Source organism: Bradyrhizobium sp. STM 3561 (assembly GCF_045571455.1).
In the GTDB taxonomy this organism is placed as follows: domain Bacteria; phylum Pseudomonadota; class Alphaproteobacteria; order Rhizobiales; family Xanthobacteraceae; genus Bradyrhizobium; species Bradyrhizobium vignae.
The window spans coordinates 1,125,463-1,148,054 of the sequence record NZ_CP120695.1; the positions used below are offsets into that span (position 1 = coordinate 1,125,463).

General features: G+C 61.8%; 26 protein-coding genes. 7 read left to right on the plus strand and 19 right to left on the minus strand.

Annotation, left to right across the window (positions count from 1 at the left end):
* Positions 1-213 precede the first annotated feature (213 nt).
* Positions 214-621 carry a hypothetical protein gene (locus P6U28_RS05025; RefSeq protein ID WP_407121851.1) on the plus strand — a complete coding sequence of 136 codons (408 nt, stop codon included), beginning with the start codon at positions 214-216 and terminating at the stop codon, positions 619-621.
* A complete protein-coding gene (locus P6U28_RS05030; protein ID WP_407123202.1) occupies positions 585-1,316 on the plus strand; it encodes a DNA topoisomerase IB in 732 nt (243 codons plus the stop codon). Before P6U28_RS05025 ends, P6U28_RS05030 begins: the two co-directional genes overlap by 37 nt.
* 257 nt (positions 1,317-1,573) lie before the next feature.
* Here the strand turns inward: P6U28_RS05030 and P6U28_RS05035 are convergent, their stop codons facing one another.
* From P6U28_RS05035 to P6U28_RS05105, 15 genes are all read right to left on the minus strand, one after another.
* The gene (locus P6U28_RS05035; RefSeq protein ID WP_244607723.1) at positions 1,574-2,161 is read right to left on the minus strand and encodes a ZIP family metal transporter; all 588 of its coding nucleotides are present in this window, start codon (positions 2,159-2,161) and stop codon (positions 1,574-1,576) included.
* Positions 2,162-2,369: 208 nt separating this feature from the next.
* Positions 2,370-2,906: an RNA polymerase sigma factor region1.1 domain-containing protein gene (locus P6U28_RS05040; protein ID WP_122404599.1), complete on the minus strand. Its 537-nt coding sequence runs from the start codon at positions 2,904-2,906 to the stop codon at positions 2,370-2,372.
* An 11-nt stretch (positions 2,907-2,917) separates the two neighbouring features.
* Positions 2,918-3,229 carry a cytochrome C oxidase subunit IV family protein gene (locus tag P6U28_RS05045; protein ID WP_122404598.1) on the minus strand — a complete coding sequence of 104 codons (312 nt, stop codon included), beginning with the start codon at positions 3,227-3,229 and terminating at the stop codon, positions 2,918-2,920.
* On the minus strand, positions 3,226-3,870 hold the full coding sequence (locus tag P6U28_RS05050; protein WP_122404597.1) for a cytochrome c oxidase subunit 3 family protein: 645 nt from the start codon (positions 3,868-3,870) through the stop codon (positions 3,226-3,228). The genes P6U28_RS05045 and P6U28_RS05050 overlap by 4 nt, the downstream gene beginning before the upstream one ends.
* Entirely contained in the window at positions 3,867-5,540 is a 1,674-nt protein-coding gene (locus tag P6U28_RS05055) for a cbb3-type cytochrome c oxidase subunit I (RefSeq protein WP_407121852.1), read from the minus strand. The genes P6U28_RS05050 and P6U28_RS05055 overlap by 4 nt, the downstream gene beginning before the upstream one ends.
* On the minus strand, positions 5,533-6,474 hold the full coding sequence (gene coxB / locus P6U28_RS05060; protein ID WP_122404596.1) for a cytochrome c oxidase subunit II: 942 nt from the start codon (positions 6,472-6,474) through the stop codon (positions 5,533-5,535). Before coxB ends, P6U28_RS05055 begins: the two co-directional genes overlap by 8 nt.
* Positions 6,471-7,241, minus strand: coding sequence for an SCO family protein (locus P6U28_RS05065; protein ID WP_122404595.1), 771 nt, complete (start codon positions 7,239-7,241; stop codon positions 6,471-6,473). The genes coxB and P6U28_RS05065 overlap by 4 nt, the downstream gene beginning before the upstream one ends.
* Positions 7,238-7,645, minus strand: a complete 408-nt coding sequence (locus P6U28_RS05070) for a hypothetical protein (RefSeq protein ID WP_145987034.1) — start codon at positions 7,643-7,645, stop codon at positions 7,238-7,240. Before P6U28_RS05070 ends, P6U28_RS05065 begins: the two co-directional genes overlap by 4 nt.
* A complete protein-coding gene (locus tag P6U28_RS05075; protein WP_244607722.1) occupies positions 7,632-8,690 on the minus strand; it encodes a hypothetical protein in 1,059 nt (352 codons plus the stop codon). Before P6U28_RS05075 ends, P6U28_RS05070 begins: the two co-directional genes overlap by 14 nt.
* Positions 8,687-9,214, minus strand: coding sequence for a c-type cytochrome (locus P6U28_RS05080; protein ID WP_407121853.1), 528 nt, complete (start codon positions 9,212-9,214; stop codon positions 8,687-8,689). The genes P6U28_RS05075 and P6U28_RS05080 overlap by 4 nt, the downstream gene beginning before the upstream one ends.
* Positions 9,211-9,738: a DUF3341 domain-containing protein gene (locus P6U28_RS05085; protein ID WP_122404592.1), complete on the minus strand. Its 528-nt coding sequence runs from the start codon at positions 9,736-9,738 to the stop codon at positions 9,211-9,213. Before P6U28_RS05085 ends, P6U28_RS05080 begins: the two co-directional genes overlap by 4 nt.
* Positions 9,735-11,102, minus strand: coding sequence for an NrfD/PsrC family molybdoenzyme membrane anchor subunit (gene nrfD, locus P6U28_RS05090; protein ID WP_122404591.1), 1,368 nt, complete (start codon positions 11,100-11,102; stop codon positions 9,735-9,737). Before nrfD ends, P6U28_RS05085 begins: the two co-directional genes overlap by 4 nt.
* On the minus strand, positions 11,099-13,957 hold the full coding sequence (locus P6U28_RS05095) for a 4Fe-4S dicluster domain-containing protein (protein WP_209296332.1): 2,859 nt from the start codon (positions 13,955-13,957) through the stop codon (positions 11,099-11,101). Before P6U28_RS05095 ends, nrfD begins: the two co-directional genes overlap by 4 nt.
* Complete coding sequence (locus P6U28_RS05100; RefSeq protein ID WP_122404589.1) at positions 13,945-14,598, minus strand: cytochrome c3 family protein; 654 nt, start codon at positions 14,596-14,598, stop codon at positions 13,945-13,947. Before P6U28_RS05100 ends, P6U28_RS05095 begins: the two co-directional genes overlap by 13 nt.
* 541 nt (positions 14,599-15,139) lie before the next feature.
* Entirely contained in the window at positions 15,140-15,376 is a 237-nt protein-coding gene (locus P6U28_RS05105) for a hypothetical protein (protein ID WP_145987033.1), read from the minus strand.
* Between the two features lie 103 nt (positions 15,377-15,479).
* On the opposite strand from P6U28_RS05105, the gene P6U28_RS05110 reads away from it, so the two are divergent.
* The 5 genes from P6U28_RS05110 to P6U28_RS05130 all read left to right on the plus strand — a co-directional run bounded on the left by P6U28_RS05110 (position 15,480) and on the right by P6U28_RS05130 (position 19,860).
* On the plus strand, positions 15,480-15,716 hold the full coding sequence (locus P6U28_RS05110) for a hypothetical protein (protein WP_407121854.1): 237 nt from the start codon (positions 15,480-15,482) through the stop codon (positions 15,714-15,716).
* Between the two features lie 115 nt (positions 15,717-15,831).
* Positions 15,832-16,596 carry a gluconate 2-dehydrogenase subunit 3 family protein gene (locus P6U28_RS05115; protein WP_407121855.1) on the plus strand — a complete coding sequence of 255 codons (765 nt, stop codon included), beginning with the start codon at positions 15,832-15,834 and terminating at the stop codon, positions 16,594-16,596.
* Between the two features lie 9 nt (positions 16,597-16,605).
* The gene (locus P6U28_RS05120; protein ID WP_407121856.1) at positions 16,606-18,372 is read left to right on the plus strand and encodes a GMC family oxidoreductase; all 1,767 of its coding nucleotides are present in this window, start codon (positions 16,606-16,608) and stop codon (positions 18,370-18,372) included.
* Positions 18,373-18,382: 10 nt separating this feature from the next.
* Positions 18,383-19,648: a c-type cytochrome gene (locus P6U28_RS05125; protein WP_407121857.1), complete on the plus strand. Its 1,266-nt coding sequence runs from the start codon at positions 18,383-18,385 to the stop codon at positions 19,646-19,648.
* Positions 19,645-19,860 carry a hypothetical protein gene (locus P6U28_RS05130; protein WP_122404584.1) on the plus strand — a complete coding sequence of 72 codons (216 nt, stop codon included), beginning with the start codon at positions 19,645-19,647 and terminating at the stop codon, positions 19,858-19,860. The genes P6U28_RS05125 and P6U28_RS05130 overlap by 4 nt, the downstream gene beginning before the upstream one ends.
* Before the next feature lie 55 nt (positions 19,861-19,915).
* Here the strand turns inward: P6U28_RS05130 and cax are convergent, their stop codons facing one another.
* From cax to P6U28_RS05150, 4 genes are all read right to left on the minus strand, one after another.
* A complete protein-coding gene (cax, locus tag P6U28_RS05135) occupies positions 19,916-20,977 on the minus strand; it encodes a calcium/proton exchanger (RefSeq protein WP_407121858.1) in 1,062 nt (353 codons plus the stop codon).
* A 95-nt stretch (positions 20,978-21,072) separates the two neighbouring features.
* A complete protein-coding gene (locus P6U28_RS05140) occupies positions 21,073-21,939 on the minus strand; it encodes an AI-2E family transporter (protein WP_407121859.1) in 867 nt (288 codons plus the stop codon).
* Positions 21,940-21,943: 4 nt separating this feature from the next.
* On the minus strand, positions 21,944-22,075 hold the full coding sequence (locus P6U28_RS05145; protein WP_407121860.1) for a hypothetical protein: 132 nt from the start codon (positions 22,073-22,075) through the stop codon (positions 21,944-21,946).
* Between the two features lie 65 nt (positions 22,076-22,140).
* Positions 22,141-22,503 (minus strand): BA14K family protein, encoded by a 363-nt coding sequence (locus P6U28_RS05150; RefSeq protein WP_407121861.1) that lies wholly within the window; start codon positions 22,501-22,503, stop codon positions 22,141-22,143.
* Positions 22,504-22,592: the final 89 nt, after the last annotated feature.

Sequence of the window (22,592 nt, forward strand, 5' to 3'; positions counted from 1 at the left end):
TGAGACCGCATGTCGGTGAAGTTTGTGGCGATTGTCTGAAGTCGAGCCATGCCATCTCTCACCGACCGGGTGCTTTACCGAAGGAACCGGCCTTCCGTCGCTGACACCGAGTTACACGTCGCTCCACCGACCTAAAACGGAACCAACCGGCGTCGTCATCCCTTGTGAAAGAGCGGAGCCTCGATCCCGGAGTGCTTCCGAGGGGACCGGCCCATGCTCCGACAGACCAGCAACGAAGACCAGATCCTGGACCGCACCGCCGAGGTCGCGGCGACCATTGCGGAAGAAGGCCTTCGTTACGTCAGCGACTCCACGCCCGGTTACACCCGCAAGCGGACGGGGACTACCTTCAGTTACTACGACAAGGACGGCAAGCGCATTACCGATGCCGCCGTCATCCGGCGCATCAAGTCCATCGGTATCCCGCCGGCCTATGAATCCGTCTGGATCTGCCCTTTGGCGAATGGCCACATCCAGGCGACTGGGCTCGATGCTCGGGGGCGCAAGCAGTACCGCTACCACGCAAAAGGCGTGAGCTGCGCGACCAGAACAAGTACGAACACATCGTCCAGTTCGCAGCCGCGCTGCCCGCGCTGCGCGACCGTGTCGCGGCCGACATGAGGCTGGAAGGGCTACCTCGCGAGAAGGTGCTGGCCACGATCGTCAGTCTTCTGGAGAAGACTTTGATCCGGGTCGGCAATGCCGAGTATGCCGAGAAAAACAAGTCCTACGGGCTCACCACGATGAGACGAAAGCACGTTGCGGTGGGCCGCGGCGTCCTTCGGTTCGACTTCACCGGCAAGTCGGGCAAACAGTGGAAACTCCGCGTCGAGGACAAGCGGATTGCCGCCATCGTGAAGCGCTGCGCGGAGATACCAGGACATGAGCTCTTCAAGTACCTGGACGACGACGGGCAGCCGCGCACTGTGGATTCAGGCGATGTCAATGCCTACATCAAGGACATCACAGGCCAGGACTTCAGCGCAAAGGATTTCCGGACTTGGGCCGGGACGGTTCTGGCGGCGTTGGCGCTGACCGAGTTCATGAAGTACGACAGCCAGGCCGAGGCGAAGCGCAACGTCGTCGCCGCGATCGAGCGCGTCTCCAAGCAGCTCGGCAACACGCCCGCAATCTGCCGCAAGTGCTACGTGCACCCTGAAGTCTTGAACGCCTACATGTCCGGCGACCTGGTGAGGATGATCGAAGCCAAAATCGCGCAGAAGTTCAAGCGGCAGTATGCCAAGCTCACCTCCGACGAGATCATGGTACTGGCATTTCTCCGCAAGCGTCTCGATTCACTAAAGGACTCAGCCTAGGGCTCTCGTCTGAGCGGCAAGGTGCGGCCGGTCATCTGGTCTAATCGATCGACAGCGGAATGATGCCGGACCAGAAGGAATCGCGCCCCAACGACGCTGGTGGGGCCGGGACGGACAAAGCCTTCGATGCCGAGCAGTCCCTGATGCTGCGGCGGCGCCCAACCCTGTTCGGTCGCGGCCGCTTCGCTTAAGGCCAGAAAACTTTCGGATCAGCCCTTTCTCCACCTCGCCAACGAAAAGATCGTCGATGTGCGGTTTCACTGGCCCAGATTGGAAAGCGAAAAAGCAACCAAAAGCCCGATCACCACAAGCACGCCCGTGATCTTTTGCTCCACCTCGGTTGCTTCTGGGATCATCGTATTCACCACCATCGTAAGAAGCGCGCCGGCCGCCACCGCGTTTACCGTCGCAGTCAGCTGCGGCGAGGCGCCTTGCAGGAATGCTGCGCCGCAAAGAGAGCTCAGCCCCGACAGAACGGCGATCGTGATCCACAGCGCGAACACATAGGACGCACTCCGTCCGGCGTTGCGCATGCCGACCGCACTAGATAGGCCCTCGGGAAAGTTGGAAAGGAAGATCGCGCCGAGCATCGCGACGCTTACCCCTTTTCCACTCAATAACGAGAGACCGAGCACAACGCTTTCGGGTATGCCATCCAAGAGCGATCCGATCGCAATGGCCATTCCTCCGCCCTTGCCCGCCTGGCGCTGTCGGTTGCCGGACTGCTTGCGGTGATGCGCGCCACGTTTCGAAACGACGTGATCCGTGAAGGCATAGGCGACCGAGCCGACGAGAGCGCCGGCGGCTATCGGCAATATTCCCCCTTCTTGGTAACCGTCCTCCATAGGCCACCGCCGAGATCAAAACGCCGCAGCCGAACGACATGATGCTGGCGGTCAACCACCTGGGCAACGTTGGGAGATAGGCTACGGCGGCCCGACCACCAACGAGGAAGCTCCAAGCAGACCCCAGAGGCCAGCACTTACCCACACCGGCATCACTTGCCTGCTCCGTCATCGTCCAAATGCTTCGGCGAGCCCGTCCGCGGCACGTTCACCAAATCGTCCAGAACAGGATCGCAGCCAATGCGCAGACCACGAGCCCCGCAAGAAGAACGCTAAGCGTCGCCGTCGCCGAGCCGCCGACGTCTTCGCTAGGAAATCGCGTCGCGCCCGCGGGCCCTCTGCTTCCGGCCTGGTGGGACAGCTCTGGCCTCGGCAAGGCTGTCGTCGGAGCACCGCCGGAAGTGGTTCGATGGAGCAACTCCTCCCGCGTTGATGCAGGCCCGACCATCAAGCTCGGGTCGACCAAGACTTCGATGCCTCTTTCCTCGAGGTAAGCGACCGCCCGCGCAACTTCATCGTGGGTCATCCGATCGATCGGAAGCGCCTCCCGAATGTCCCCGATGGTCAGGGCACCTCGAAGCTGGCCCAATGTGGCGAGCTCCCGGAGCGTCGCATCGGGCGATTGTGCATCATTCACCCATCGCAAGTTCATGCTCGATCCCTTCGTCGGAGAGCAGCCCTTAGCGTGCACAACGCGGCTGGTGACGGGTCGTTCGCACGGTTTGTACGGTGCAGGACCGAACATACGACCTTTGCCTAAATCTTCCCGCTTCTGGTCAGCACGTCCGCTAGAGTAAGCGCGAACATCACCCCCACGAAGACCAGTCCGGCGAGGGCGGCAAGCCTGATCAACGCACGTGATCGGATCAGCTCCATGAAGAAGACGAGCACCAGAGAGGATTTAATGACGGCGATGGCCACGCCTGAAGTAACTGTAACCGGTCCCATCGGGATGTACGCAAGAAACATGCTGAGAACGAGCAAACCGAGCAGGGCAGCCCAGACCAAAGCGTTCCTGAGCCACAATCTCAATAGCCACCCCTCCTGACGACCGCGGTCCGCGCTCATGAGGCCCTCCCGGGCAGATAGATGAGGGGGTACAGGAAGATCCAGACCACGTCGACGAGATGCCAATAGAGAGCCGTCACCTCCAGTTCGGGACTGCCCCGCAGTCGAATTCGCCTGGCGGCTCCAAGCAGAACTAGCCTGACGACCAGCGCGATCCCGATCGTGAGATGGATGGCGTGGACGCCGGTAACGAGCCAATACAAGCCGTAGAACAACTGTGCCGACGGCTGCGACAGCGCGAAGCCTGTTCCGGGCACGAGATGCTTCTCGATGTCTTCCTTGTACTCGAAGCCCTTCACGATCATGAAAGCCACGCCCAGCGCAGCCGTGGCACCGAGGCAGGCGAGAACCAGCTGCCTAACGCGTCCCTTCTGAGCCGCAGCTTGCGAGGCTACGGCCATGGTAAGGCTGCTCGTGAGGAGGATCGCGGTGTTGATCGTGCCGAACCAGATGTTGGTCTCCCGCCCCGCGGCGGCGAAGGCGTCGGGATGCTCGATGCGGCAGACCGCATAGGTGAGCAAAAGCGCGCCGAAGAACAGGGTCTCGCTCGCGAGAAAGATCCAGATTCCGAACTTCCCGGCCTGCCGCTGGCGCTCCAAGCGTTGCCATGGTTCTCGAAGCAGTGCGGTTGCGTCACTCATCGGAGCGACCTCGCGTTCTGTACTTCCGGCGCGTCGCTCCCCGCCGACTCGCCCTCAGCGTGGTATTGATAAGGAGCTCGGTCGACCAGCGGCTGGAGATCGAAATTGTGCGGAGGTGGCGGCGAGGTCGTCGTCCACTCCAACCCGGTCGCGCCCCAAGGATTGTTGGAGGCACGCGCGCCGTGAAAAAGCGACCACATGAGATACACGAGGGGAAGGAGATACGCAGCTGCGAGCACGGCCGCACCGGCCGACGACATCACGTTGTAAACCTGGAACTCGGCCGGATAGGTGTGGTAGCGCCGCGGCATGCCCAGGTAGCCGGCCACGAACTGCGGCAGAAAGGTCATGTTGAAACCGAAATACATCGTGATGGCCGCAAACTCCGCCCATGACTCCGGGTACATTTTCCCGGTGATCTTCGGCCACCAGAAGTGTAGCGCGCCGAAGAACGCGGACACCGAACCGCCGACCATGATGTAGTGGAAATGAGCCACCACGAAGTAGGTGTCGGTCACGTGCACGTCGACCGGTATGGACGCCAGAAACAGACCGGAGAGCCCACCGGTAGTGAACAATCCGACGAAGCCAAGGGCGTAGATCATAGGCGAGTTGAAGCTGATCTGTCCGCGGTAGAGCGAGGCCGTCCAGTTGAACACCTTGATCGCGGACGGCACCGCGATGACAAACGACAGAAACGAGAAGATTAAACTAGCGTAGGGCGACTGTCCGGACACGAACATATGGTGTCCCCAGACGAAAAAGCCGATGCCGGCGATCGCGATGATAGCATAGACCATGAAGTCGTAGCCGAACAGCCGACGCCGGGCGAAACAAGGAATGATCTCCGAAACCACGCCCATGGCCGGCAGCACCATGATGTATACTGCGGGATGGGAGTAGAACCAGAACAGGTGCTGGAACAGGATAGGATCCCCCCCGCGCACGGGATCGAAGATGGGCAGCCCCAGCCAACGCTCGGCTATGACGAGCATCAGGGAGATCGCCAGCACCGGCGTCGAGAGCACCATCACAATGGAGGTGGCGTAGATCGACCACACGAACATCGGCAGCCTGAACCAGGTCATCCCAGGCGCGCGCAACATATGCGTGGTTGCGATGAAGTTCACGCCAGTCGCGATGCTCGCGAAACCGACGACAAAGACGGCCGCGGCGGCGGTCAGAACATGCGTGTTGGAGAACATGGTTGAGAATGGCGTGTAGAACGTCCAGCCCGTATCCACGCCTCCGGCGACGAGCGTGTAAACGGCGAAGATCCCGCCGACCAGGGTCAGGTACCAGCTGAACAGGTTGAGCCGCGGAAACGCCACATCGGGCGCTCCGATCATCAGAGGTAACAGGAAATTTCCGAAAGTATTCGGGATCGAAGGCACCAGGAAGAACCAGACCATGATGATGCCGTGGAACGAGAACAGCCGATTGTAGGTATCTGAAGTCAGGAACCAGCCGTTCGGAACGAACAGCTCAACGCGGACAGCCGTGATCGCGGCGCCTCCCATGAAGAAGAACACCGTGATGGTCAGCGCATACAGAATGGCGATGCGCTTGTGATCCGTGCTGGCCAACCAGGACAGAAGGGTGCTCCCGGCGCGGAGATAGTCGGGGCGGGGCGGAAACGGCAGTTCGCCTGCGAGAGCCGCATCAGTCATGGCCGTGCTCCTGTCCAAGAGAGCGGATGAATGCGGTCAGGCTTTGTATGTCGCCGTCATCCAGCAGTCCGGCGAAGCTGGGCATGATCGGGTCGAACCCGGCGACGATGTCGCGCTTAGGTTGCAGCATTGAATCTCGGATATAGGCGTCGTCGGCCCTAACCTGCCGCCCGTCCGACAGCTGCACGGTCCGGCCGTAGAGACCCTCCAGCTTGGGAGCATGCACGGCTGAAGATGAGGCGTGGCAACCGGAGCAACCCTGGGAGACGAACAGTTTCGCGCCGACATGCGCGAGGTCGTCGCCTTCCGGCTGTGCGCTCAGCCAGCGGGCATAGTCTTCCTCGCGCATCACTGTGATCCGGCCGCGCATGGCCGAATGGTTGGTGCCGCAATACTCGGCGCAGAGCAGGTGGAAGACCCCGAGCTTGGTCGCTTGGAACCAGGTCTCGGTGTTGCGTCCCGGCAGGACGTCCTGCTTGATCCGGAAAGCGGGGACGAAGAACGAGTGAATGACGTCCTGGGAGGTCATGACGAGCCGAACGGGCCGTCCGACCGGAACGTGCAGTTCGTCGATTTCACGGGCGCCGTTCGCGTGTTGCGTCTTCCACATCCATTGCTTCGCGAGCACATGCACTTCCAGCGCGTTTGCCGGCGCCGTCAACGCGCCGACGTCGGCCGAGGCGGCCCACCAGAACAGGAATGCGAAGAGGAAGAATGTCGCGGCCGTCCAACCCACTTCGAATTCGCGATTGACGATCTCCGGCAATCGGCCCCGTTTGGCCTTCGAGCCGCGCCGGTACCGGATTGCGAAGGAGACGAGCAGGCCAAAGACGAGCGCAAGCGTGAGTGCCGAGACGATCACGAGAGCGGCGAGAATGCCATCCACTCGAACCGCCTGCGTACTGGCCTCCGGTAGCGCGAATATCGCGTTCATGGGGCCACCCCGCTGCCCGACCGGCGGCACATCATGGCTATCGCCGCGACCAAAAACACGAGAGTGACGGCGCAACCGAGCTTCAGCGCGAACCCTACCTGCGCGCTATAGACACCGTGCACCGCGTCGAATCCGTAGCAGAGCAGGGCGATGCGCCCCGCAAGGCCCCCAATCGTGCCACGTCCAGCTTCCAACAAACCCAGCCTGAGATCGAAGGGTTGCAGGCCCAGGCTGGAGAAGGCGCGCGAGACGTGACCGTCACGCGTGAGGGTGACGAACGCTGCGGGATGGGCGATCGCATCGTTCTGCCCATCAGTCTGAAAGTGATAACCGATGGATCTCGTGAGTTGGCCGATGGCAGCTTCGTTACCGATCAGAACGGATACTCCAGGTCCGCTGACCTGGCCGGCGATGAATCGCCGCGCCGCGATCGCGTCATCCCGCGGATCGATCCCGAACACCACCAGGCTATAGTCCCGACCGGCGGTCAATCCGGTCTCTTGGAGTGCGCCCGTAACAATAGTTAGCGCAGGCCCGCAGATCTGCGAGCAGGCGAAGTCGACCGGCAGCAACAAGGCGGGCCTCCCGCCTACAGCCTCGCCAATCGACCTACTGTTACCTTCAATGTCCTTGAATCCGAGCTCCATCGGCACCTGGGCTCGAGGAGCCGGGGCAAGTGCCAACTCGCCGAGTTGCTGTTCGGTCAGTCCGGCTAGAGCGGCCGACGACCAGGTGGTCAGAAGAAAAACGAGCGCAAGAAGCTTCATTGTTGCGCTCCCGGAGTAGTTTGGGCCGCCGGTGCGGGAGGAGCTTCGAGAGGGTCGTAGCCCCGCTCGCCTCGAGCGATCACGATGTCTATCGCCCTGTCGATAGGAATTCTCGCGAGGCCCTTGCTTTTGTCGATCCACCCGTACTGCGACAGAGACTGTCTCTTTTTCAGCAATATCTCGGCCAGATCCTGTTGCGGGGATGTCTGCAGTGAGGGTTGCGGAAATCGATGTTCGACTGGAGGCATGAAAGCTGTCGGCGCGTCCGCCTTGATGTAGAAAAACATGGCGATCATGCCGAGCGCGACGAAGCCGAGGTAGCCTCCGACGGCGACGAGAATGCGCCGTGTGGCAACGTCCGGCGATTGCGGCAGCGCGCGGTCCGCCATCTCACGATCGGACATGACTCGCCTCCGGGATCAGGGCGCTCCCGACGAGCATCGAACCGACGCTCAAGATGGCGAGAGCACCGGTGCCCACCACCACAACGTTCACCTGATCTTCAAATGCGGGTACGAGAAGCCAGTCGAAGTGGAGGGTCGAGCCGAACAGCACGAGCGCTCCGGCCGACTGGAGACCGTGGCGGCTCCGCCGTCCTTTGCGCAGCAAAAGGATGCAGAACGGCAAAACCGCACCTAGCACGAATGCGAGGACGATGATCGCTGTCCAGACGAATGAGCTCCGCTTCAAATACCAGGCCGCTTTGTCGGGCAGGTCCCCATACCATGCGACCAGATAAGTCATGAATTCCAGGTAGACGACACCGAGCAGTGCCGCGAGGAGAAGCGCCCCGATGTCGGATGCGACGGATTCGTCTAGCGATGGCGCCGCAAAGACCGCGACGAAAGCAAGAGCCGCCGCAAGCTGCTGGATGGCAATCGTCGCCGGAAATGCGCTGGCGACATAGCGCGGCTCCAAAGAAAGGTACCAGTCGACGGCCACGAGACTGATCATCGCGCCATAGAAGGCAAGCCCCAGGCCGGCCAGCAGGGGACGCATCTTGCCCAGCGCGAATGTCGTCCCCAGGATCCACCATCCGCACAGCGCGAGGGCGGCGCGGAAGGCATAGCCTTGCCCATTCAGATATCTCTGGGCGACGTCCTGCGCGAGCGATGAGGCGGCATGTGCCCATGGGTAAAGCTGACCGAAGTTCACGAGTATGGGAAGAAACGCGATGGCGACAACCGATGTGAGCGCCGCCGAAGCTCTCAAGATGGTTGCGCTCTCCTCGCCCCATCGGCCTCCGGTCAGGGAATGTATGAGCAGCAGCATCATGCTCCCCACCGGCACGCAGCTCCAGACGCCGAACGCAACGAGCCAGGCGCGGGAGAGAGCTGGACCTTGCCAAGCTGCTGCCGCGATCACCGCGCCGCCCAGCAGCAGAATTCCGCACACCGCCGGCCACCGTCGCAAATTCTGCAAACGAAAGGCGCTCGCATGCGCCGTCATGGCAATCTCGTCCGCAGTTCGGGAGTGTCTGCTACATTTGCTCTCTGAGACTCCTGGAGCGCCCGGATGTAGGCGACAATGCCCCATCGATCACTCGGGTCAACGCGAGCGGCATACGAGAACATCACACCGTGACCGTTGGTGATCACATCAAAGAAGTGTTGGGCGGATGCGGCCCGTAGGCGGCTGCCGTGATACGAAGGTGGCGCCGGGAAGCCTCGCTGGACGACCACTCCGTCACCGCTCCCTGACAAACCATGACAGGGAGAGCAGTAGATGTCGTAACGCTCGCGCCCGCGCTTGAGCAGCTCGGCATTGACCTGCGGTCTTTGCACAGACCTGCTTTGCCGCCTCAGGTCGCCTTGGGCGACCACCCCATCCGGCAAGAGTTGTGCTTCAGTGCCGTTGTCGAACAGCGCGGCACGCGTGAAGGTTCGGTAGCGGTTCTGCTGGGTCATCGAGACGTCATCGCACGCGGACAGCAGCAATGCGGCGCAGATCGGGATCGCGAGCCGCTCGATCATGGCGCTCGTACCTCGGTAACTCTCAGCGCGCCGGCAGTTCGAAGAAGCTGCCGAAGGGCGTGCGTCCTCTCCTCGTTCTCTCCTTTTGCGAGCAGGAAATAGTGGTCCTGTGTCGAACGCTCGAAGCTCGGCACGTCGAACAGCGGCTGGTGCAATTGTGGCAGACCGGTCGTCCAGAGCAGGGCGATAAATCCGGCGAGCGCCGCGGCGAATATGCCGACCTCGAAGGGAACAAGGAGGAAAACCGGCCACGAGTTCAGAGGTCGGCCGCCGCTATTGATCGGATAGTCGATCACCGCGCTGTACCATTGCAGGCCGAAGGCGAACGCCGCGGTAGAGAAACCCGCCAGGAACATAGCGACCCGGATTCTTGGAGGGCCGACGTCGATGAGCTCATGGAGTTCGTCCACCGGGAACGGGGTAAAGGCATCGAGCACGGTGAAGCGCGGACTGCCTTTCAGCCTCCGGGCAGCGGCAATCAGGGTGGCCGGATCCTGGAATTCCGCGAGGAGAGGCCACGTCATGCCATATCCTCCCGGTGCGCGAGCTCGCGCATGTCGAACATGGAGACCGCAGGGATGAGCCGCACGAACATCAGGAACAGGAAGGCGAAGAAGCCGAGCGGCGCAATGACAAAGGCCAAGTCCCAGATCGTGAAGTGAAAGGCTCGCCACAAGCTCGGCATATAGCCATGCGAAAGCGTATTCCAGACGATCAGGATGCGCTCGAGCCACATTCCGACGTTGATCGCGACAGAGATCGCGAACAAAGCGACAAGAGACCCACGTACGCGCGGCAACCAGAGCGCCTGGGGCAGGACGACATTGCAGCCGAGCAATGCCCAGAACAGCGGAGCGTATGTGCCGGCAAACTCGAACGCCACAAGGCTCCGATCGCTGCGCGCCCCACCGTACCACCCCATGAACCATTCGCTGGCGTAGGAATAGCCCATCACGATCGAGGACATCAGCAGGACACGCGCGATCACGTCCAGATGCTCGCGTGTGATGATCGCCTGAAGGTCAAAGCCCCAGCGGATCGCTAGAGCCAGCACGACGACCATTGCGAATCCGGAGTACATGGCGCCGACCACGAAGTAGGGCGGAAAGATACTTTCCTGCCAACCCGGCATGAGGCTGGCCGCAAAGTCCAGGCCGACGATCGAATGCACCGAGCAGACAAGGGGCACGCCGAGAGCGGCCATTGTCGTATGGAGAATCTTCATGGCGCGCCACTGCCGCACCGAGCCGCACCAGCCGAGCGCGAACGCGCCGTACAACAACTGCCCGGTCCGCGATTTCGTTCTGTCCCGCATCGTTGCGAGATCGGGAATGAGGCTGACGTACCAGAACAGCAACGAGAACAGCAGATAGCTGATGATCGCCCAGAAATCCCACACCAGCGCGCTCCGCCACTGCGGCCAGAGCGACATGGTGTTCGGGTAAGGAGCGAGCCAGTAGGCGTAAATGGGACGGCCTAGATGCACGATCGGCATCAACCCAGCGATGGCCACGGCGAACAACGTCATCGCCTCCGCGAAGCGATTGATGGAAGCGCGCCACCTTTGCCGCGTGAGCAGCAGCATGGCGGAGATCAGCGTCCCGGCGTTACCGATGCCGATCCACCATACGTAATCAGCGATGGCGACACCCCACACGATGGTCGAGTTGACGCCCCAAACGCCGATACCGCGGTAAAAGACCCAGCCGAGGGCCGCCACGAACCAAGCCATAAAGGGCGCACTGAGAAGGAGGGCGAGCCACCAGACCTTCCCCGGATTCCTGAAGAGGGGAGTAGTCACTGCCTGGGTGATCTCCACGTCGCTTGCGCGATAGGCGGAGATCCAAGGCGCGGTCGCGGCCTCATCGGGCTCCAGGACGGCGGTCATTCAGCGTCTCCGTCGGAACGCGAAGAGGGATTCCGGACATCGGCGAGGTAGGTTGTGCGTGGGCGCGTGTCGAGATGAGCAAGCAGCGCATAATGTCGTGGATCAGACCTACTTCGATTCACCTTCGAGCCGCTCTGATTGAGGTCGCCGAATTCGATCGCGTTCGTCGGACAAGCGCTCTGACAGGCAGTCCGCACTTCGTCGGTGCCGATGCGGCGATCCTCACGTTCGGCCGCTCGCCTGGCTCCGCTGATCCGCTGGACGCAGTAGGTGCATTTTTCCATTACGCCGCGGGCGCGGACCGTCACCTCCGGATTCTTCTGGGCGCGGTAGGATTCCAGACCAAGGTTGGCGTATTCCTGCCCGTCGGCGTAACCGCGGAAATTGAAACGACGGACCTTGTACGGGCAATTGGCCTGGCAGAAGCGCGTGCCGATGCATCTGTTGTACACCTGCGCGTTCAGGCCTTCGCTATCATGCACGGAGGCTGCCACGGGGCAGACCGGTTCGCAGGGGGCGTGCTCGCAATGCATGCACGGGACAGGCTGGAAACCGAGTGCTGGACTGTGCGCCGTTCCGTGATCATAGACATCGACCCGCAACCAATGCATGTCCCGGCCCCGGGCAACTTCTTCCGGGCCGACGACGGGCACGTTGTTCTCGGCCTGGCAGGCAACGACGCATGCGTTGCAGCCGATGCACAGTGACGTGTCGATGACCATGGCCCATGCATATTCATCGCCGCTTCGGGGCGGAGCCGCAGGCAGCAGGCTGGAAGTGTTCTCCGGATCCGGAGATCCGACGGGGCGCGCGGCTTCCGCAAGCTTGCGCATTGGATAGAGTTCGGCGACGTAGTCCGCGGCGCGTACGATATTCTGGGTGGTGAGCGGGTCCTGTTTTCGAGCCGTCTTGCTGATGGAGGCAGCCGCCAACAGCCACGGGGTTTTGACGGCGCGCAGCCGGTTCGCATCGGCGCCAATTCCGTCGCCGATCGCACCCGCTCGCGTCCGGCCATACCCGAGCGTGAGGCTACCGACCCCGGCAGCGGCGGCCGGATCGATGAGCACCGGCGCCTCCACTGTGCCGTGCTCGGACCGGATCGAGACGACGTCGCCTCCTGACACGCCAAAAGGCTCGGCGTCGCGAGGATTGATCGTCAGAGCGTTGCCCCAGACCTGCTTCGTGAGCGGTCTCGGACATTCCTGCAACCAGGCATTGTTCGCGAATGAGCCGTCCCAGACGGCCGGATCGGGCTGCAGCACCAATGAGAAGCCCGGCGGCGCGCTCGCTCTCGGCAGCTCGGGTATTTTGGGCTCATGCGGCGTCACAGGCGGGCTGGCGCTGCCGGAAATCACTCCGTCGTGCAGCGCGCGCGTCCACCAGCCCTCGAAATCGGCTCCGGCGTTTGGCTGCCAGGTCTGACGTACTAGATCGCGCGGGCTCGCGTCGATCCCGTCCGCGAGGAGCGCGAGGAGCTCGTGATCCGTTCTAGTATGATAGAGCGGCCGGATCAGCGGCTGGACGAGACTGGCAGTTCCGTCTGGGCTGCGCAGGTCCGACCAGGCTTCGAGCGGATGAGTTTGCGGAAGGTGCCAGTTCGAGATCGCGGCCGTCTCGTCGGCATAGCAGCCCATGTGCAGGCGAAACGGCGCGTTGCGAGCCGCACGAGCGAAATCAAGGTCGGCGGGAGCATCATAAGCCGGGTTAACGCCGAGGATGACGAGCTGGTCGACCTGGCCGTCGTCCAGATCGCGAACAAGTTCGGCGAGCGTCCTCCCTTGACGCCCCGAGGGCGTGCGATCGATCCGCTCGATGAGATCGAGAGGCGCCTTGAGACGGGCGTTGATCCAATGGACGAGCGCGTGAGTTTCGGCTGAAAGGGATCGGCCGGCGATAACAATGGATCCGCCGGACGCTGAGCTGAGGTCCGAGCTGATTTGCCGCACGAGGCGCTGCACGTTTTCCGGCATCGCGGGCGCTCGCGCCCGGGAGCCGAGCGCGCCGGCGATCGCGATCGCAACTTCCTCGATGATGGCAGGCTGAAGGGCAAGCCGATGATCGGCCTTCGCCCCGGTCAACGTCGGAGCAGACTCCACACAGTACCAACGCGAGAAGCCGCCTGCCGGCTGCTTGCGGCCGTTCGCGAAAGCCCTGGCGTTTCTCAGTTGATCGGGACCATGGCCGATCGGATCCGAATCGAGAGCGACCACGATGTTCGCGCGCTCCAAATGCGGCACGAGGTCCAGCTCTCGCCCGTAAGCGAAGAGGGTTCCGGCGCTCGCCCCGGCACCGTCGATCGGATCATAGGCGTGCCAAGAAGCCTCGGGAAATCTAGCGAACAGATCGTCGATCTGCCGCAGCAGGGTAGGGGAAGTGACCTTACCTGTGAGGATTCGAAGTCCCTTGCCCTGGCGCTGCTTCATCAATTGGTTCTGTTCGAGCAGAGCTCTGCGAAATGCCTCTGCCGCAGCGATGGCCCCCTCGTGTAGTACAGCCCGCGACCGATCTGGATCGTAAAGAGAGAGTACGGCTGCCTCCATGAAGATGTCCGTTGCACCGAGACTAGCTGGATGCTTCGGGTTGCCCTCGATCTTGATCGGCCGTCCGTCCACCGAGGTGACCAGCGCGCCGCGGCCGTAGCCTGACAGCGCCAGCGTGGTCGCGAACTTCATCGGCTCTCCGGGTACCAGGCGATCCGGCATCGTCACATAGGGCACGATCTCTTCATCCGGCCGGCTGCAAGCGCTCAGACCTCCCGCGATCCCGGCAGCCAAGAGGCTCAAGGCGCGCCGACGGTCGATCCTCGGGCTGCAAAAGGAGGCGGTTTTTATGGGCAGCTCGTCTACCTGTGGCATATCGAGCAGTCCGTGAGGTGATCGACGCGAACGTGATACTCTGCCATCAGCTTCCGACCGAGCGCCTCCTGGTTTTGCGGCGGTGACCATTTTGGATCGAACACCGCGTCTCGCGGCCTCAGTGCCTTCTGCGGTGAGCGGTGACAATCGATGCACCACTGCATCGTCAACGGTGCCGCCTGGCGCGTCAGTCTCATCTGGTCGATTGGACCATGGCACGTGGTGCACCCGACGCCCTTGGCCACATGGATCGAGTGATCGAAGTAGACGTAATCCGGCAGTCTGTTGACCCGTTGCCAGGCAATCGGGGTGTTGCGCGCGAGGCTCGCCCTTACGGGCGCCAGCATCTCGGCGTTCGTCCAAAGCTGCGAATGACAGGTCATGCAGGTCTCGGTCGGGGGCAGGCCCGCAAACCGCGCCTTCTCCACCGAGGTATGGCAATATCTGCAGTCGAGACCTAGACCGCCAACATGATGTTCATGGCTGAAGGGAACGGGCTGGTTTCGCGTCACATCTTCTCCAGTGGCGTAGGGCGAACTCATTATGCTGTAGGCGAGTCCGACTAGAAGGATTGGGACTGCACCGCACGAGGCCAGGAGAACTTTCGCGATCGTGTCAGCGCCTGGGCGGAAAATCTGCATGCACCTGGCCCGGCTGGGAACATCTCAACGTCGCTTACGCCCGTCCGTCCATCTTCGGCCGCCGAAAGGTGCTGGTGTGGGAGGTCGAACCGGCGAAGCATGCATCCGTGACCCTTGCGCGCAAATGGTGCCGAAATGGCATTTGCGCCGACGATGTTGGACGACGGCTCTTTTAAGCGGCATGAGGTGACCCCAGGGTGATGGCCGCGGCGCCCCGCAGCCGAGGTGACGCTCAACGATTTCGAAACTGCTCCGTGCCTACCGCCCCCGGTCCGAGCATCAGAATCTTGGCGCGCTACCGTACAATTCTGTTATGCCCGCCGGCGAGGGCGCCACTGTTCGCTGACGTACCGACCATCACGTGCGACCGAGCCCTGCTGCCGGAACGTAACGCCAGGTCGATCACTATTTCAGGCATCTGTTCTCCCACTAGAAAGGCGCCCAAATGACACGCACACTCATGACTGCCTCGGCCGTGGCCGTACTTGCTCTCGCAAGCCCCGCGCTCGCACAGAACGCTTCGAAAGGGTCTCAAGCCGCATCACAACAGCCCAGCACCTCCTCTCAGCAGCAGCCCGGCACTTCGAACCAAAATCTCGCAGCCGCGCAGCAGATAAAGCAAGATCTCCAGAAGGCAGGCTTCACGGACGTCAATGTCGTTGCCGAGTCCTTCGTGGTTCAGGCCAAGAGCAAGGATGGAAATCCAGTGGTGATGACCATCGGTCCCCACGGGATGTCGGTCTTCGAAGCCATGAACGTCGACAGCAAAGGTGGTCAATCGGGTAGCTCATCCCAGAACACCACTGGCTCTACCTCACCTCACCAGGGCAATTCCAAGTAAGGCGTCGTGCTTTGATGGCCTGGACAAATCGGGAAGCGGCATGAAGCGGTTGGCGTGGCGAGGTCGCCGGAAGGGGACAAAACGGCGGCGTCGTCGCCGCACCGAAGCCTTGCTGCCGCTTCCCGAGCGGCTGAAGCAACTCGCCGAGAGAGCCAAGCAGGAAGCGCAAGAGCTGCCCCCTGGCAAAGAACGGGATCGCTGCCTCCTCAAGGCGGCGCAAGCACAGAACGTTTTTGAGTTCGTAGGCCTGCTTGAGGCCGAGGTGCGCCGCAACTGACAGCATAAGCTGCCGGATCGGTCCGGAAGCGTACCGAATTTCCCCAGAACCCGCGGCAGCCGAGCGAACGTCGGCCTTTCCAGAGTGTTGATGCGGCCACACAGGGGTTCCGATCATGTCGATATCGAGAGGGACGAAGCGGGAAGTCAGTCGACGCGACCTGCTTACCGCGGGGCTTGCTGCTGGTACATCCTTGGCCCTTCCCACCGCCCCCGCCACGGCAGACACAATCGCACAGGAAGTCCCTTGGGCCCCTGGCGAGGCGAACAAACCATCCCCGGTCGGCGGGAGCGATTATCGGTTTTTCACAGCGGACGAAGCGGCTTGGCTCGATGCCGCCGTGTCGCGTCTGATACCACAGGATGATATGGGGCCCGGCGCGCGCGAGCTCGGCGTCACACTCTTCATCGATCGCCAGCTCGCTGGAGCCTACGGCAGAGCCGAGCGCTGGTATATGGCGGGACCATGGTCGAAGGGCACGGATAGTCAAGGCTACCAGTCGAGGATGACGCCGGCGCAGATGTACCGCGCCGCGATCAAGGCGATTGACGTCTATTGTCGCGGCAAATTCGGCGGGAAGCCCTTTGTTGAACTCGGCACGGAGCAGCAGGACACCGTCCTCGGAGAGCTCGAAGAAGGTAAGGCCAAGCTTCAGAACGTGGATGCCAAGGCATTCTTCAAGCAATTCCTCCTCAACACCCAGGAAGGCTACTTCGCCGATCCCATGTACGGCGGCAACAAGGGCATGGCGGCTTGGAAGATGATCGGTTTTCCCGGTGCGAGGTACGACTATCGGGACTTCGTCGGTCAACACGGCAAGCGCTACCCGTTGCCGCCCGTCGCGATCTACGGTCGGCCCGACTGGAGCTCGAAGGCATAGGAGATCGATATGGCCACCAAGTTGCCGGCGGTCGATGCGCTTCTCGTGGGCTTCGGCTGGACCGGCGCCTTGATGGGTCAGGAGCTGACCGATGCCGGGCTGAATGTCCTGGCGCTCGAGCGGGGAGGATGGCGCGACACCACCACCGATTTCGCCACCACGTTCATCCAGGACGAGCTCCGCTACTATTACCGCCATGAGCTCTTCCAGGAGCCCGCACGCGAGACGCTGACCTTCCGAAACTCGGCAAACGAAACCGCTCTGCCGATGCGTCAACTCGGCTCCTTCCTCCCCGGGACAGGCGTCGGCGGAGCGGGAATCCATTGGAACGGACAGAACTGGCGTTTCCTGCCGAGCGACTTCGTCGCGCGCAGCCATAACAGCGACCGCTATGGCGCAGCGGCGATACCCCAAGACATGACCATCCAGGATTGGGGCATCACATATGACGATCTGGAACCTTATTACGACACGTGGGAATACCTCTGCGGGATATCGGGCAAGGCCGGCAATATCAGGGGACAGACCCAACCCGGAGGAAATCCGTTCGAAGGTCCCCGTGCCAGAGACTATCCGAACCCGCCCATGGCGATGACCTATGGTCCGACACTCTTCGCAGAAGCGGCACGGGATATCGGGTTGACGCCGTTCCCCGCGCCATCAGCGAACATGTCTCGCGCTTACACCAACCCGCTCGGCGTGCAGCTCGGACCGTGCACCTATTGCGGCTTCTGCGAGAAATTCGGTTGCGGTAACTATTCCAAGGCAAGTCCGCAGACGACCATCCTCCCGGTCCTGCTTCGCAAGAAGAACTTCACGTTGAAGACCGAGTGTGAGGTCATCAAGATCAACCTGGACAGCGATGGGAAGAGGGCGGTCAGCGTCACCTACGTCGACACTCAAGGCGAAGAGTACGAGCAGCCGGCCGACCTGATCGTTCTCAGCGCGTTCGTTTTGCACAATGTCCACCTTCTGCTCCTGTCAGCAATCGGCACTCCGTACGACCCCAACACAGGAGCCGGGACGCTTGGCAAGAACTATGCCTATCAAATCGTCTCGAGCGTCGACGTATTCTACGACGACAAGATCCTGAACCCGTTCATCGGCGCCGGCGCGCTAGGGACCGTGGTCGACGAGTTCAACGGAGATAATTTCGACCACACCAATCTGGGCTTCGTCGGAGGCGGTTACATAGCCTGCTGGAATACCAACGGTCGTCCGATCGAGACCCATCTCGTTCCGGATGGAACGCCCAAATGGGGCTCTAAGTGGAAGAAAGCGGTTGTGCAAAACTATCTGCGCTCGATGTCGATCTCTACGCATGGGGCGGTCATGAGCCACCGGGGAAACCACCTTGATTTGGATCCGACCTACCGCGACTTTCTCGGTCGCCCGCTGATGCGCATGACGTTCGACTACACCGACAACGAGCACAAGATGTCGGATTTCCTGACGGGAAAGGCCGAAGAGATCGCCCGCGCGATGAAGCCACGTGAGATCAGGAGCAATCCCCGGAAGGGCCACTATGACATCACGCCGTATCAGACGACGCACAACACCGGCGGAGCGATCATGGGCTCCAATCCGCGGGAAAGCGTCATCAACCGCTATCTGCAGCACTGGGACGTCTCGAACCTGTTCGTGATGGGATCCTCGGGGTTCCCGCAGAACCCGGGCTACAACCCGACAGGCACCGTCGCCGCGCTGGCGCTCTGGTCCGCTCACGCCATCAGAACGCAATATCTGAAAAGTCCCGGGCCGCTGGTTCAAGCGTAGGAGAGGCGCAATGTTGTTTGCTCTCGTCAGGTTGTCGTTGGTCTGCGCCTGTGCCGCAGCATTCTGCGTTTTCCCCGCCCGGGGCGAGCAACTGTCCTTTGCTCAGGTCGAGCGAGGCCGCTATCTCGCGGCTGCCGGCGACTGCGAGGCCTGCCATACCGCGCCTGGAGGCAAGCCGTTCGCCGGCGGCCGCGCGATTCCGACGCCCTTCGGAACAATCTACTCTGCCAATATCACGCCCGACCGAACGACCGGGATCGGCGCCTGGTCCGACGATCAGTTCTACCGCGCCCTGCACCAGGGCATCTCGGCCGATGGCAGCTATCTCTATCCAGCGTTTCCCTACCCCTGGTATACCAAAGTCACCCGCGAAGATGCCGACGCTCTCAAGGCCTTTCTGAGCTCGCTAGATCCCGTCGCCAACTCCCCTCCGCCGAACCAACTCGCGTGGCCGTTAAACGAACGCGTCGTCATGAAGGGGTGGAACGAGCTGTTCTTCCATGAAGGCACCTTCAAGCCCGACGATCAGAAATCACCCGAATGGAATCGGGGGGCCTATTTGGTCGAAGGCCTCGGACATTGCGGAGCCTGCCACACGCCCACCAACGTGCTGGGGGCTTCCGAGAAGCAGTCCGCGCTGCGCGGCGGGAAGCTCCAGGATTGGTACGCCCCAAATCTGACGGCCGACGTGCGGTCCGGTTTGGGAAACTGGTCAGTGGACGATATCGTGGCGTTTCTCAAGACGGGGCGCAATTCCCGCACGGTCGCATACGGCCCGATGTCGGAGGTCATCACGTTCTCGACTTCGAAGCTGAAAGACGACGATCTGAAAGCGATAGCGACCTACCTCAAGGACGTGCCTTCAGGTGCCGGAGAACACAAAGACGATCAGACGCAGCCCGATTCCAAGGTCCTGACCGTCGGGAAAGCGCTCTACGTCGACAATTGCTCGGGCTGCCATCAGGCCGAAGGTCAGGGCGTGCCTGCTATGTTTCCCCGCCTCCAGGGTGACAGCGCCGTCCAGGACCGGGATCCAACCACCATCGTGCGGTTGATCCTGAACGGAGCTCATGCGGCAACGACCGATGCAAGACCTACGCAGGTCTCCATGCCCGCGTTCAAATGGAAGCTCTCGGACCAGCAGATTGCCGACCTCGCCACCTACATCAGGAACGCATGGGGAAATTCGGCGCCTCCGGTCTCGGCGTCGAAAGTTGGCGACGTGCGGCACTCGACCGCAACCGACTCCGCTCAGGAAAGAGGAGAGACGAGATGATCCGTTTCGAACGCCTTGTACTGCAGACATGCGCGGCGGCCTTCGTGCTCGCTCCGGCAGCTCACGGGACGACGGACAAGTCGAAGGAGACGCCCGGGATTGCCGCCTATCAGGCGACGCAAGGCGCTTTCAAGCGGGACCGCAAGATCAGCCGACAGATTCTCCGGAGTGAGCACAAGAAGCGGAGCTCGGAAGCGGTCCATACCCGATGAATCCACAACCCTGTCCGGAAGCCGAAGGGACGTGACGCGCGGCGAGGTGCGGCCGTCAGCCCGGGCCGATGAAGAAGAAGCCGAGCGCGAACAGAACGTACACTCCCACGAGAAGCAGGCCCTCGAACCAGGTCGTCTCGCCGTCGCGCGCGACCGCGCTGACGATAAATGCCGTGCTCGCAATGGCGAACAGATAGAGTGGGTTGCCGAACACCAGGCTCATCGGACTATCCATAAAGGCTGAGGCCAGGACCAGAACCGGGGTCACGACCAGGACCAGCTGGATCGCCGATCCGATGCAGATGCTCAATGCCAGCGTCATCCGATCGCTGCGTGCGAACCAGCTTGCCGCGAACAGGTCGGCGGATGTACCGACGAGCGCCAGCACAACGACTCCCAGAAACACAGTCGAAATTCTCAGGGTCTCGGCCGTCTGCGTCAGCACGTCCGAGACGATCTCCGCTTCGAGGGCAATGACCGCGGTGCAGCCCACGACGACGCCGATCGAGAGGCCCAGGCTCCACGAGCGATCGCCGTTAGCCTCCTCGTCAGCGAAGGCATCGCGGTGGGTGATCAGAGTATAGGCGAGGTTTCCGCCGTAGAGTACAAGCAGCACGATTGATGCGCCAAGGCTCAGCTCTTCGTCGGTCAGACGGACGTTATGCAGATGATCTTGCCGGGCAGTGTAGTCGAATATTGCAGGTAGAAGCAGCGCGATCACTGCCAAGATCAAAAGCGTCGACTGAAGGCCGGCCTTGCTGGAGCTGAACGTCTGGCGCCGTCGCGACAGCCCACCCGCCAGAATGGCGATCCCTAGGCCCAGAAGGCTTGTTCCGATAATCGAGCCCGTGATCTGCGCCTGGACGACGGAAGCCTGGCCATTCGCAAGGACGAACAGGGCCAGTACGAGTTCGGCCACGCTACCGAAGCTCACCATGACGAGCCCGCGGATGGTCGGACCCGCGTGTCTCGCCAGCTGCTCCGTTCCACGGCGGATCCACTCCGCGAGCACCGCAATGGAGCCGGCACTGGCAACGAATGTCGTCAGGACGGGCGCTTGCATGTATCTAAGACCCATCGAGATCGGGATCAGGACGAGTAAGGACGTGAAGACCATCGACGGTTTCTCGGTCTCGATCGTATTCGCGCTACTTGACATCGAGGCTCTCTCCGGCGCGCCGCGCATGGAAGAAGATGTGCGACGAGATACCTTCATTCGCAGGTGCAAGGACCTCTTGCTTTGCTACGCGCTTGGTTCTCCATAGTGGCATAGACCATCACGGTGATGGGTGCCGCGAACACGACCCCTTGCAACCCGAAGAAGGCACCGACGACCAGGATTCCGAACAGCATGGTCGCCGGAGGGATGGCGACCAGCCGCCGCTGGATGACCGGAAGCAGCAGATTTCCTTCGATCTGCTGGATTGCAACGTAGGCCACGACGGTCCAAGCCAGGAGTGACCACCCTTGCGACGTAGCCACCAGAAGCGCGGGCAGTGCCGCTATCAAAGGACCGACGTAGGGGATGAATTCGGCAAGACCGGCGATGACGCCTAGGGCAAGCGGCGATGGCAAGCCGATCAGCCAGACCGCAAGCGTGGTAAGCGCGCCGACGAGCAGCATCTGGATGGCTTGTCCGATGCACCATAGCTTGAGCGACGCCGCGATGTGGCCGGCGGTCATCTCCACCCACTCGGCACTTCTCCTTGGCAACAGCTTGCGGAATTCCGCCCGATACAGCGCCGGCTGAGCCACGATATAGCCGCCCATTCCGATCATGACCACTATCGAGGCGAACAGACTGCTGCTCACACTGACGATGTTTCCGGCCCAGCTCGCCAGCGAAAGCTGGCTCGCATCGATGCGCTTCAGGACGGCGGCACCCCATCGTGATCCTTGCAGGTCGCCCGCGATCGTCCTGGCAGCGAGATCCGCGCGATCGACCACGTCCTGCATCTCGTTCGACAGTGTAGTACCGAATACGTAGCCGGCCGCCCCCATCAACGCGAAAAGAAGGACCAGGGTTAAAGCGACGGAGGCTGCCCTGGGAAGTCTGCACCAGCGCAACGGCTGGCTCATCAAATCAAGCCACCACCGACAGCAGCATCGCGCCCACTGCGACCAGGACCACCGACCGAAAGTACCACAACAAAAACGGAATGGTCGCGATCGCCACCGCGATCGCGACCCGCTTCATGAATTCGACCCTGTCCATTCGCGCGCCTCCACTCGGCTCGTGTAGCCGCGCACCGGAAGCGCGGATGGGAATGGCGGAACAGGCTATGGACAGGGATGACGGACGCCGTCGTAGCCGAGATACGTACCGGATGCGGGGTCATAGGACTTGTAGCGCTGCGCGCAGTATGCACCCGCGTCTGCCCTTGCCTCACTGTTCGCGATCGCGCTTCCGATGAGAGCTCCAGCGGCTAGACCGCCGACGACTGCGGCGCCCGGTCCGTAATCCCGGTGCCAGTAAGGTCGGTGCCACCCGTGATGCCAATGCCTGTACTGCACGGTTTGCACGGATGCGCCGGCAGGGCCGATCGGGGAAGGAACGATCGGCGCAGCAAGCACGGCCGAGCCCGACGTGACCGAGATAGCCGCGACGAAGGTGAGAATCAGAAAAGAACTTCGCAAGCTCATGCATGGCTCCTTGATTTTGTGGTGTGCCGGTGAAACGGGCAGTCATGAAGCTGCGTTCCGATTGCGCGTTGCGCAGCACGAGCGTCAGA